General features: G+C 30.0%; 9 protein-coding genes. All 9 read right to left on the reverse strand.

All coding sequences use genetic code 11. The annotated features are described in order from the left end of the window. Positions 1 to 4 precede the first annotated feature (4 nt). Positions 5 to 979 carry an SDR family oxidoreductase gene (locus BUE10_RS15945; RefSeq protein WP_073486667.1) on the reverse strand — a complete coding sequence of 325 codons (975 nt, stop codon included), beginning with the start codon at positions 977 to 979 and terminating at the stop codon, positions 5 to 7. Beyond that, entirely contained in the window at positions 979 to 2,043 is a 1,065-nt protein-coding gene (locus tag BUE10_RS15950) for a GumC domain-containing protein (protein ID WP_073486669.1), read from the reverse strand. The genes BUE10_RS15945 and BUE10_RS15950 overlap by 1 nt, the downstream gene beginning before the upstream one ends. Before the next feature lie 6 nt (positions 2,044 to 2,049). Beyond that, positions 2,050 to 4,473 (reverse strand): SLBB domain-containing protein, encoded by a 2,424-nt coding sequence (locus tag BUE10_RS15955; protein WP_073486671.1) that lies wholly within the window; start codon positions 4,471 to 4,473, stop codon positions 2,050 to 2,052. Positions 4,474 to 4,516: 43 nt separating this feature from the next. After that, a complete protein-coding gene (rfbB, locus tag BUE10_RS15960) occupies positions 4,517 to 5,563 on the reverse strand; it encodes a dTDP-glucose 4,6-dehydratase (protein ID WP_073486672.1) in 1,047 nt (348 codons plus the stop codon). Positions 5,564 to 5,574: 11 nt separating this feature from the next. Further along, a complete protein-coding gene (locus tag BUE10_RS15965; protein ID WP_073486674.1) occupies positions 5,575 to 6,582 on the reverse strand; it encodes a mannose-1-phosphate guanylyltransferase in 1,008 nt (335 codons plus the stop codon). 855 nt (positions 6,583 to 7,437) lie between these two features. Continuing rightward, positions 7,438 to 7,902: a UpxY family transcription antiterminator gene (locus BUE10_RS15970; RefSeq protein ID WP_073486676.1), complete on the reverse strand. Its 465-nt coding sequence runs from the start codon at positions 7,900 to 7,902 to the stop codon at positions 7,438 to 7,440. A gap of 85 nt (positions 7,903 to 7,987) precedes the next feature. Beyond that, entirely contained in the window at positions 7,988 to 9,379 is a 1,392-nt protein-coding gene (locus BUE10_RS15975; RefSeq protein WP_073486678.1) for a UDP-glucose 6-dehydrogenase, read from the reverse strand. Positions 9,380 to 9,401: 22 nt separating this feature from the next. Continuing rightward, on the reverse strand, positions 9,402 to 10,385 hold the full coding sequence (locus tag BUE10_RS15980; RefSeq protein WP_073486680.1) for an SDR family oxidoreductase: 984 nt from the start codon (positions 10,383 to 10,385) through the stop codon (positions 9,402 to 9,404). A 10-nt stretch (positions 10,386 to 10,395) separates the two neighbouring features. Beyond that, positions 10,396 to 12,840 (reverse strand): polysaccharide biosynthesis tyrosine autokinase, encoded by a 2,445-nt coding sequence (locus BUE10_RS15985; protein WP_073486682.1) that lies wholly within the window; start codon positions 12,838 to 12,840, stop codon positions 10,396 to 10,398. Positions 12,841 to 12,849: the final 9 nt, after the last annotated feature.

Here is a 12,849-nt window from a genome sequence, read left to right on the forward strand (position 1 = left end):
ACTATTAGTTTATTTTTTTTAGATTTTTATAATACCAATTAACGGCTTCTTTAAGCCCTTTTTCCATTGAATATTCCGGGTTATATTCCAATAATCTTTTTGCTTTTTCAATACTTGCTAAAGAATGGGGAATATCACCTGCACGGTTTGGCCCATAAAGAATTTCAACATCTTTTATATTTGAATCAAACTCTGAAAGTTTATCACGCAACATATATACTAACTCATTTAAAGTTGTTCTATCTCCAAATGCAGTATTATAAACTGTATTAACAGCCTCACTATTTTGAGTTAAAATGGCTCTTTCATTCATTTGTATTACATTATCTATATATGTAAAATCTCTAGAATAGTTACCATCTCCATTAATCAAAGGACTTTCATAATTCATAAATTGCATAACAAATTTCGGAATTACTGCTGCGTATGCTCCATTTGGATCTTGACGTCGACCAAAAACATTAAAATATCTCAACCCTATTGTTTCCAATCCATATATTTTACTAAAAATGTTAGCATATAATTCATTTACATATTTAGTAATTGCATATGGAGAAAGCGGATTACCAATCTTATCTTCAACTTTTGGTAATGATTCTGAGTCTCCATAAGTTGATGAACTTGCAGCGTATATAAAACGTTTGACTTTAGCATCTCTTGAAGCAACTAACATATTCAAAAAACCACTAACATTTACATCATTAGTCGTTATTGGATCATTTATAGATCGTGGGACAGAGCCTAAGGCTGCTTCATGCAGAACAAAATCAACTCCTTCTACTGCCGCTTTACAGTCCTCAAGATTTCTAATATCTCCTTCAATTAAGGTAAATTGATTATTAGCAAAAAAAGGCTCGATATTATGTCTATGTCCTGTTGAAAAATTATCAAGGCAAATAACTTGGTTTCCTTTTGCTAAAAAATACTCGCATAAATTTGAACCTATAAACCCGGCTCCTCCTGTTATTAAAATTTTCATTAAATTGTATTTATAGTTTTTTTTAATACTAAAAAAACAGCAGTCAAAAAAGCTGCAATAAAAGCTCCTATAATCAATCCTTTTAATATTCCTAAATGTTCTTTTGCTAATGGTAATATGGGTGAATCAATTATTTGAATAAGGGGAGTTTCTTTACGTAGAGCAACTTTTGCTAATTCGGCTTGTTTTACTAATTCTGTCAATATTGCAGTATTTGCCTGAACATCAACCTGCCTTCTCGCAGACGGAGTTCTTCGCACATTTAGAGCTGGATTTAAATTAAAAGTATTATCATTTGCAACAGCTACTCCAGTAATAGCACTATTAAGCTCTCTTCTAACAGAATCTGTTTGCCTTTCAAGTATATCCATATTTAACCTTGCTTTTTTACTTTTGGTTTCAACATAAAACTTTCCCACTTGTTTGGCCAATGCTTCGCAAAAATATTTAGCAAATAATTCGTTTTTTGAAGAAACATCAATAGTAATAATCGCAACTTTTTTATCTTTTTGGCCTACATTTAAACTTTCTTTAGATAGGTTTTCATAAATTTTACCTAAAATACTATCTTGTATTCTTGTAAAACCAATTCTTTTGGTATTAGGTAAAAATTTTAATGATTTAAATTTATCATCATCTTCCCATTTTTTTCTCCAATTATTATTTTGGATATACATCTCAGCCAAAGAAATTAATTTCCCATCAACTTTAACAGGATTCAATAACGTTTGTTCGACCATACTGCGTGATTTAAATAATTCGGTCAAATTTGAACCTGTAAAAATCCCCCCTCCTTCACCACCAACATCCAAACCTAGTGAGGTTGCCAAACCTAATGCATTACCTAAACCTCCTCCCGTTTTTTCATCTTCTAAGGCAAAAGAAAGCGTAGCTGTGTAAATAGGTTTTTTTAAAATAGAGTAAGTAATCCCTAAACAACCACCAATAAATCCAGCCAACAGTATAATTTTCCATTTTGATAACATAAAAAAGAACCATTCCTTTATTTTTTCTATTAATTCTTTTAACGAAATCTCGTTACTTTCATCAATTACATTATTCATAAAAAATTATTTAAAAGCTGTAACAATTAATAAGGCCAAACTTGTTAACACACTGCCAATCCCAACCCATTCACCTGTTGACATTTTTTTTGTTTCTGGTTTTTCCGGAACAACAATTTGTGAATCTGGTGTAACTTTTGGATACGTTCTGAAAAATAAAAAAGATTTTGTAACTGATGCATTACCATTGGGATATATAATGTAGGCTTTTTTCTTCCAGCCTTTACTATCAACACCTCCAACAGCATTAATATAATATTTAAATCCCTTTCCTCTTTGATAAGGAATTTCAGATGTAAGTAATACATTTCCTGTAACTTTAACTCCTTCACTGTAAGTAGATATTATAATTTCATCTCCAGGAAATAAGGTAACATTAGAAAAGTGATTTTTGTCTTTAACAATTTTCTCCCAATTAACAGGAATTGTAGAAAACTTTAAGTCCGTCTCCAATTTTTTTGACAATTTCTCGCTTAGAGTATCATTTTGAGATAAATTTAAATCAATACTTTTTATCTTATCAATTTGTTCTTGTTTAATTGGCCTTTTAATCTTCATCCCTTCAATATTTGCTACAGAAGTTAACCCACCGGCTCTTGTTACAATATTGTAAACCGTTTCTTTTTTATTCGCCAAGACATATTTTCCAGGATATATAACAGCTCCACTTATAGTCACCATTTGAGGTTTTTCATATACAGCCAATCTTCTAATATTAATAACATCGAAAGGTTTTATAATAAAATTATTGACTTGTTCATTACTATCAGAGGTCATTTCGAATTGAAGTAATTCTACTCTATTTAAATCAGAATCTTTTATCGCATCAGACTTAACCATTCTTGCAATTTCAACTCGTTTAGATGCAGAACCTGTTAACCCACCAACCTGAACTATTAAATCATTTAATGTTAGGTTTTCAAAATAATCATATTCACCAGGATTTTTCACTTCTCCATCGATAGTTACTTTATAGTCCTCTCTAAAATCTAAAACCGAGTAAACTGTAATGATATCTTCTCTTTTTAATTCAATATCTGAATCTAGATTACCCGTTAATGCTGTACTCAAATCAATATTTACAATTTCTGTTGTTAAATCAGGCTTCAAACGAATTATCCTAGCTCTTTTTGTATATGCATCTTCTTTAAGCCCTTCAGCACGTGCAATAATATCCGAAACCCTCATTCCTTCAGAGAAAGAATAATAATCCGGTCTAAAAACTGCACCATCAATTTTAATACGATTTTCAAATCGATTCAGAATTTTAGTAACTCTAAATACATCTCCTGATTGTGGTATATAAGCATTAAAATCACTTTCGTTTATATCATGAACTTTAAACTCTTTGCCTGTTTTTTGTAAAACATTAACAGAAGCTGTATAGGCAAACTCGTTAAAACCTGAGGCAAAATTTAATAAATCAGAAAACGTTTCGTTGTTTTTCATTTCAAAAATTCCCGGACGCTTCACTTCGCCTTCAACAATAACTCGATGGCTATATGCCGGAATTCGAATAACATCATTTTCTTTTAAACTAATATTATCAGATTGATCACCTTTAACTAAAAATCTATAGATATCTATATTTTTGTAAACTTTGTTGTTTCGAATTAATTCAATATTTCTATAACTACCATTTTTACCAGGACCTCCTGCCAAATGTAAAGCATTATATACTGTAGCTAAAGATGATATTGAATAATTGCCAGGTTGCTTACCTCCAACTACTGTTATCTTGATAGTACGTATTTGACCTAAACTAACGCTAACTTGAGATTGTCCAGATTGAACTGTACTATAAACTCTTGCTATCGCTGATTTAATTTTATGAGTTGCAGCCTCAATTGACATTCCTGAAACAGCAATTTGCCCTACATTTTGAATTGTAATTTTGCCTTCAACATTTACTGCAATACTTGCATTATATTCTTGCACTCCATAAATACTTACTTGTAATTCATCACCAGGCCCTAATATATAGTTCATTGGGGTTGCCAATTTTAAATCTGGTTCAAAGTTCAATGTGGGGTTATCAAAAAGTTCAGAACCAAAAATTAATGCATTTATTGAATCTTTTACTTTGTTATTTAAGATTTTTTCTTGATTTCTTCCAAATTTATTTTTATTTTCAATATCTTGACGAGTGTTATTAGCATTATTTGCAGGTCCATTTGACAAATTGTTTAACCTAACTCGTAATTTATTAAACTCATTCTGGCTCATACCTTTTGATATAGCCATTGGCTCGGCTTGATCAACAGTCATATTGTTGCTCTTTAATTGTGCATCAATTTTAACAATATCATCTTGGGATAAGTTATCTACATTTATAGTACTTAAATCTTTTGATTTAAAAATATTTTGCGCATTTATACTAAATGAGACTATAATAAAAATTAAAGTAAGAACGTATCTTATTTTTTTCATAATTAATTATTAATTTAATTAAAGGCTAAACTATTCAAATATTTTAAGAATACTGTTTTTTATAATAATCTTTATATGCGCCAGAAGTAACACTTTCTAACCACTTTTCATTATTAAGATACCAATTGATTGTTTTTTCTAGTCCCTCTTCAAAAGTAACTGTTGGCTTCCAGCCTAGCTCTTTATTAATTTTTGTAGCATCGATTGCATATCTTAAATCATGACCTGGTCTATCTTTAACGTAAGTAATTAATTTTTGAGAAGTACCATCAATTCTTTCTAATTTTTTATCCATAATTTGGCATAATAATTTAACCAAATCAATATTTTTCCATTCATTAAAACCGCCAATATTATAAGTCTCATGATTTTTACCATCATGAAAAACTAAATCTATTGCCATAGCGTGATCTTCCACAAATAACCAGTCACGAGTATAATTTCCATCACCATAAACTGGTAATGGTTTATTATTAATAATATTATTAATAAAAAGTGGAATTAGTTTTTCTGGAAAATGATAAGATCCATAATTATTTGAGCAATTCGTTAAAACGTATGGCAAGCCATATGTTTCTCCATATGCTCTAACAAAATGGTCAGAACTAGCTTTTGAAGCTGAATAAGGTGAATTTGGATCATAAGCTGTGGTTTCTGTAAAAAGGCCTTCAGCTCCTAGAGATCCGAAAACTTCATCAGTGCTTATATGGTAAAATCTTTTTCCTTCAAAGTTATTTTTCCATTGATTCTTTGCTGCGTTTAAAAGATTCATGGTCCCAATTACATTTGTTTTTACAAAAGCTAAAGGATCCTCAATAGAACGATCAACATGTGATTCTGCTGCTAAATGCAAAATACCATCAAAATTATGTTGTAAAAAAAGATCATTAATAAAGCTTTCATCAACGATATCGCCTTTCACGAAAGTATAATTTGATTTATTTTCAATATCTTTTATATTTTCAAGATTTCCTGCATAAGTTAAAGAATCCAAATTAAAAATTTGATAATTTGGATATTTATTCACAAAACGCCTTACTACATGAGAACCAATAAAGCCAGCGCCGCCAGTTATAAGAATTTTTTTCATTTAAACTTCAATTAATTTAATAAATCTGAATTTTGCCTTTCTAATTCATTATACACATCTTTTACGTCTTGTGAATTTTCTTTTTGCAAAATTAAATTAGCTGTATTAGTATGAACAAATATAGTATTACTTAACCCTAAAAAAGTTGTATGACTTTCACAGCCTATAACCATATTGCCATTTTTATCTATTGGATAATCCTTTGATACCAAATATTCATAAACAGATTCAAACGAACCTAAATCTGACCACGAAAAAGAAGCCGGAACAACTTTAATTTTTTTACTTCTTTCCATTACGGCATAATCTATGCTAATAGATGGAATTTCTAACGATAAATCTAAATCGAGAAAACCATCTTTACTTGATTCCCAAACAGCTTTAGATTTGTTGTAAACATCTGGTTGAAACTGCTTCAATTCTTCTAATAGAACTCCTGCTTTAAAACAAAACATTCCGCTATTCCATAAAAAATTACCTCTTGCTATAAATTCTTTTGCAGTAGTTTTATTTGGTTTTTCTCTAAATGATAATACTTTATCTCCTTTTGATTCTATATAACCATAACCCGTTTCTGGCTTAGTTGGAATAATTCCAAAGGTAACTATAAAACCGTCTCGCGCTTTAAAAACCGCTGCTTGAATAGCATCATTGTAGGCATCCATCTTATCTATAATGTGATCAGATGGTGTTATAATCAAGATGTCTTCCGGATTTGAAGCAAATGCTGCAAAAGCAATTGCCGCTGCAGTATTTCTTGGAGTAGCCTCAACAATATTTACATAAGCAGTCTTAGTTTTATCCATTACTTTCCCACTCAAATGATGATTATCTACATTTCCAACCACCATTACTTTATCTGCAAGATGACTATTACGATCAACTGTCATCTCAAACAAAGATTTATTTTCAAAAATTTCTAAATATTGCTTTGGCTGGCTTTTACGAGAAAGAGGCCATAATCGACTTCCTACTCCTCCTGTTAAAATTACATGTATAATCGATTCTTTTTTTTTCATTTTTTTAAATTAAATAAAGGTTGAAAAGCACTACAGCCTATTATGACCAGCAACTTTAAACTTCTTTTTACATCATATAATAAACTGCTCTCTTTTGCAATTCAGAAAAATTTAATTTAAAATTCCTGATATGCTACTCCTAAAATTATAGCATCAAATATTGTAACTATTATTTTTAACATCTAGATGTTTCAAAAAAATAAAGCTCAGCTTAGGTACTTGAGATTTTTTTTATCATTAGCTTTACAAATATGCGAAGCAAGAATTCGATTTGCTGTCATTTAAACGTAGTACTATTAAAATTATTTCAGAATGATCTTCAAATTCTTGCGCCCTATATGATCAAATAATTGCCTGAATTGTTGAAATAACCATTATGAAATCTAGATTAACGTATACGTATCATTAAAATAAATATTTTTTAAGCTATGTGAATATCCTGTGATAATCTACCTTAAGATAATATTCATCTTCAATTCCTTAATGTGTTGCAAAAATCTGATTAAAAAAAAATAAAAACACATTTAACCTCAAATAGGTATTCTTATTTTCTCCCTCCAAGTCATTAAAATTCACGGCTTCGCCCTTCTGAGTCACAAAAAATGAGACCAGACTACGTAAAATTATTTTCGGCAAATATAAGATAAAAGTCAATTTATTCACTACAGTTTTTTGCAATACTTAGTAAAACATAGAATTAGAGACATTTAAAACCATAATACCTTAATAACCAATGTGTAATAAAATGTTTACAAAAAAAACAGAGAATAAAACTCATATAATGAAATTTTATTCTCTTTATAATTTTAGAAAGATAACAAAAGAAGAAATCTCTATGTACTAGACCTATTTATTTTACTTGTATTTAATTTTTAATACACATCCCAAAGATTCAAGAACTAAAATATAATGTGTGTTTGAAACTTCCTGAACAATCGCACTTTGATTATTAAAAGCACCTGATTCTAGTTTTATTTTGTCACCAACATGAAATGGTAAGACAGAAGCGTCGGCAATATTTGAAGCTTTAAGACTATTTTTTATTATATTAATTTCTTCATCACGAACAATTGCCGGCTTTCCTAGCCAAAATAAATATCTCACAACTCCCGCTATTTCAAATACTGAATTTCTCTCGCTATCTGGTAATTGTATAAAAACATAAGAATTGAAAAGTGGCATTTCAATCTTTTTTTTTCTATCTGACCATTGTTTTATTTTAGTTACTAATGGACAATAGCACTCTATTCCTATTTCAGTAAGTCGTTCAGCAACTTTTTTTTCCCATTTCGGTTTTGTATAAATCACATACCAATTCATAATTTCTATTTTTATTGAAAATAAACCTTAAACCAACCGCTTTCTTCTCTCTTCATATTAAATCTTATCCCAATAGAAAATTCCATTAAGAACCTATTCCTTTATATACAAACCCAATTGATTCTAACTTTTTAGCATCTAGAATATTTCTTCCATCAAAAACAAATGCAGGTTTGTGCATTGATTCATATATTTTTTGCCAATCATAAGTTGTAAATTCATCCCATTCGGTTAATACTGCTATAGCATGTGAATCTTTACAAGCATCATAAGCATCCTCAAATATTGTTAACGAATTAATATTTTCTTCAGCGCTTCTGGTTTCTAAATAATCTAAATCGCTTAGCATTTTATTTCTTGATACTTTTGGATCATATACAGAAATCTTTGCCTGTTCATTTATTAAATCATCAGCCACATAAATTGCAGCAGATTCGCGTGTATCATTTGTATCTTTTTTGAAAGCCCAGCCTAAAAAAGTAATTTTTTTATCAGCAACAGTATTATATAAAGTCTGAACAATTTTATTTGAAAATCTTCTTTTTTGATGGTCATTCATAATTATAACCTGCTCCCAATAATCTGCCACTTCATTTAAACCATAAGTCTTAGCAATATAAACTAAGTTTAGTATATCTTTTTGAAAACAAGACCCTCCAAAACCAACGGACGCCTTTAAAAACTTAGGCCCAATTCTACTATCCATTCCAATTGCTCTAGCAACTTCATTTACATCTGCTCCAGTTTTTTCACATAGTTCAGACATGGCATTGATAGATGAAATACGTTGTGCTAAAAATGCGTTAGCTGTTAATTTAGATAATTCTGATGACCAAACATTTGTCGTTAGAATCTTATCTCTACTAACCCAATTTGCATAAACATTTACTAAAGCATTAATTGCCGTCTCTCCTTCGGGAGTTGTGTCTCCACCAATTAAAATTCTGTCAGGGTTTAATAGATCTGTAACAGCAGTTCCTTCGGCTAAAAATTCAGGATTTGATAAAATTTGAAATTGTACACCATTACCCGTATTATCCAATATGCTTTTTATAGCTTCGGCTGTTCGAACTGGCAAAGTAGATTTTTCTACTACAATTTTATTTTGCTTGGCAACTTTTGCAATTTGTCTCGCACATAACTCAATATATTTTAAATCAGCTGCCATACCTTTTCCTTTACCATAGGTTTTCGTAGGAGTATTAACCGAAATAAAGATTATTTGCGCTTCGTCAATTGCTTTTTCTACTTCTGTTGAAAAAAACAAATTTCTTCCTCTTGCTTCTGCAACAATTTCTGCAAGTCCAGGTTCATAAATAGGAATATTATCAGTATTTGGATCATTCCAATCTTTAATTCTTTGTTCATTCAAATCTACAACAGTAACTTGAATATGTGGGCATTTTTGTGCAATTACGGCCATTGTAGGACCTCCAACATATCCAGCTCCTATGCAGCAAATTTTTGTAATTTCCATTTACTATAATTATTATCTTTATTTATTTCAAATTATTCCAATACCAACTAACCGCTTCTTTTAATCCTTCTTGAAGAGAATATTTCGGATTATAGCCTAAAAGACTTTTTGCCTTATCGATGCTTGCCAATGAATGCGGAATATCTCCTGCTCTATTCACGCCATATACAATCTCTACATCAGCAATTTTTGAATCAAATTCAGATAAATATTTTTTTAAATATTTTACTAAATCATTTAATGTGTTTCTATCTCCGAAAGCAGTATTATAAACTGTATTACAAGCAAATTGATTTTGAGTCGTTATTGCCAGTTCATTCATTTGGATCACGTTGTCTATATATGTAAAGTCACGTGAATAATTACCATCACCATTAATAATTGGGCTTTCATGATTCATTAATTGTTTAACAAATTTTGGAATTACAGCCGCATAAGCTCCATCTGGATCTTGTTTTCTTCCAAAAACATTAAAATAACGTAATCCTATTGTTTCAAAACCATAAGTTTTACTGAAAATTTCAGCATATAACTCGTTTACATATTTAGTTATTGCGTAAGGAGATAATGGTTTCCCAATTACATCTTCAACTTTTGGTAATCCTTCAGAATCTCCATAAGTAGACGAACTAGCTGCATATACAAAACGTTTTACTTTTGCATCTCTAGAAGCAACTAACATGTTTAAAAAACCTGAAACATTTACTTCATTAGTTGTTATCGGATCATTTATAGATCTTGGAACAGATCCTAATGCAGCCTGATGCAAAACATAGTCAACACCTTCAACTGCCAAAATACAATCTTCGATATTTCTTATATCTCCTTCAATTAATTTAAAGTTTGGATTCTCAATAACATCTTTCAAATTATGACGATGGCCGGTAGAAAAATTGTCTAAGCAAATTACCTTATGACCTAACCCTAGAAAATATTCTGATAGATTCGAACCTATAAAACCCGCTCCGCCAGTAATCAGTATTGTATTTTGAATTGAATTTTTCATTTGTTCAAAATTATCTTTTTCTAAATTTACCAGAAATCAAGCTCCAAAACCCTCTTTGTTTTTCTTCTTCATGATATCCATTCGAGTAAGCTCCATAACCATATCCATATGTAGAACCATATTTTGCTTTGTTTTCGAAACCATTAAAAACAATACTTGCATTGCTTAATTCTCCTCTTTTTACTTTATTATTAAGCAACGTTATCATATCTTTTTTAGTATAATTCTGTCTCACAATATACAATGTAACATCTGCATATTGAACAAGTTCTGATGCATCTGAGACCAGCCCAACTGGTGGTGTATCAAGAATTATATAATCATATTTTTGTTTTAATTCATCTATTAACTCTTTCATTACATCGCTTAGAATTAGTTCTGATGGATTTGGAGGAATTGGCCCGGAAAGTATGACATCAAGATTTGCAATTTGTGTTGAATTTGTAATTTCATCCAAAGTGTTTTGCTTAATTAAATAATTAACAACTCCTAATTGTTGATTTGTTAAAGAAAATTCATCTGCTAATCTTGGTTTTCTTAAATCGAGACCAACGATAACTGTTTTCTTTTCACTTAAAGCAAAAACTGTGGCAATATTTATGGAACAAAATGTTTTTCCTTCACCACTTATAGATGAAGTGATCATTAAAGTTTTTGAACCATGAAGCTGTTGTCTTTTATATAAAAATTGTAACGAAGAGCGTATCCCTCTAAAAGCTTCTGAAAGAGCAGATTTTGGCTTATCAAATACAGCTAAACTAACTGCATCTTTATTTAATCCCACTACACCTATTATTGGTATTTCTGTCAACTTACTAATATCATCCGTATTTTGAATTGAATTATTAATAAAGAAAATTATAGATACAATTATTAATGGGATTAATATCCCTAAAAATAATGCTAAAATATAATTTGCAGAAGTTTTTGGCCCAATTAATCCTTCACCAATATCTTTTGCAGGATCAATAAAATGAATATCCGACAGATTTGAAGCTTTTACAATTTCTGCCTCATTTCGTTTCTGAAGAAATTCGGTATAAATATTATCATTTAAATCGTATTTCCTTTTAATTTTCAACAACTCTTGTTGTTCTTCAGGAAGTCTTTTAACCGTACTTTCTGCCTGTCCAATTTTTGCATTTACCAGCGATAGATCATAAAGTAAGGAAGCTTTAGCTGAAATTATATTTTCTAACAAAACACTTTTAACAGCTTGCATTTGATTATCAAAATCTTTGAAAATTTTATCACTTTTTACAGCGTAAGCCATCTCGGATCTTTGCGTAGAAAGAGCAATAAGCTTAGAAATATTTGTGACAATATTAGGATCATCTATACCAGCTACAGAAGGTGCCGGTAGTCTAGAATAATCAACACTATTATTTAAATAAGATTTTAAAGAATTATAATATGCAATTTTTCGTGTTACCAGATCTTTTTCAACATCAAAGTCCATTATTTTATCTGAAAACTTAGCGGCTCCTCCTTCAATTTCATAAATATTTTTATCTTTTCTGAAAGTTTTCAATTCATTTCCAGTTTGTTTCAACTGGCCTTCCATAGCAACAAGTGTGCTATCAATAAATCTTATTGTATTGGTTGCAAACTGATTTTTACCATCTAATTGAATTTTTATCAACATTTTTACTGTTGCGTTTAAATATTCAACCATTCTGGCTTTATTAGTTCCCTGCATTCCTAAAGTTAAAAGTGATCCGCCATTTTTATCACTATCTACACTTATTCCTTTGTAACGAGAAACTGTTCCGTCAAAATCATTAAATTTTACAAAATATTCTTTTCCTTTATAAAATCCCGGATTATCATTAATTTGTAATTTCCAATTTAAAAAAGGCAGAGAAACGTGCTCTCCAACTTTGTATTTTTTAATAAAGGTTACAGGCTGTACAGAAGTATTACTATAAGTATTAGTAGAATAAGTAATTAACGAAACTGAATTACTTTCGAATGGTATTTGAATTTGATATTCATTTTCACTTAGAAATTTAATACTAATTAGAGTATTTGCAAGCTGCCCCTTTGTTTTATCTATATCAATATAAAAAGGAACTGCCCCATAGGAATCAATTAAATTATATTTTCCTTGTTCAAGGTAATCAATATAATACTGTAACTTATCAACAACCAACTCATTATGCGACCTTGATTGCAATATGGTAGAAATTCCATTAACCTGATCTGAAATCCCTCCCCAATTAAAAATTAAACTCGTATTAGATGTAAAAAACGGATTGCTTTCTTCTTTAATAGAAATCATGGTCTGCATTCCGTAAATTTTTTCTTTTCGAATATTTACCTGATATGCAATTGTAAAAGCAATAATCAAACTTGCCAAAAACCATTTCCAGTAACTTAAGATTTTTAATAAAAATCCTTTAAAATCAAAATTTGAATGATTCTCAAAAATGGAAAAATCTTTTATGTCTAACATCTTAAATAA

Source organism: Flavobacterium sp. CF108, from assembly GCF_900129795.1.
Classification (GTDB): Bacteria; Bacteroidota; Bacteroidia; order Flavobacteriales; family Flavobacteriaceae; genus Flavobacterium.

Coding starts and splice junctions, on each gene's coding strand:
- BUE10_RS15945 (WP_073486667.1), bottom strand. CDS start 979: ATGAAAATTTTAATAACAGGAGGAGCCGGGTTTATAGGTTCAAATTTA.
- BUE10_RS15950 (WP_073486669.1), bottom strand. CDS start 2,043: ATGAATAATGTAATTGATGAAAGTAACGAGATTTCGTTAAAAGAATTA.
- BUE10_RS15955 (WP_073486671.1), bottom strand. CDS start 4,473: ATGAAAAAAATAAGATACGTTCTTACTTTAATTTTTATTATAGTCTCA.
- rfbB (WP_073486672.1), bottom strand. CDS start 5,563: ATGAAAAAAATTCTTATAACTGGCGGCGCTGGCTTTATTGGTTCTCAT.
- BUE10_RS15965 (WP_073486674.1), bottom strand. CDS start 6,582: ATGAAAAAAAAAGAATCGATTATACATGTAATTTTAACAGGAGGAGTA.
- BUE10_RS15970 (WP_073486676.1), bottom strand. CDS start 7,902: ATGAATTGGTATGTGATTTATACAAAACCGAAATGGGAAAAAAAAGTT.
- BUE10_RS15975 (WP_073486678.1), bottom strand. CDS start 9,379: ATGGAAATTACAAAAATTTGCTGCATAGGAGCTGGATATGTTGGAGGT.
- BUE10_RS15980 (WP_073486680.1), bottom strand. CDS start 10,385: ATGAAAAATTCAATTCAAAATACAATACTGATTACTGGCGGAGCGGGT.
- BUE10_RS15985 (WP_073486682.1), bottom strand. CDS start 12,840: ATGTTAGACATAAAAGATTTTTCCATTTTTGAGAATCATTCAAATTTT.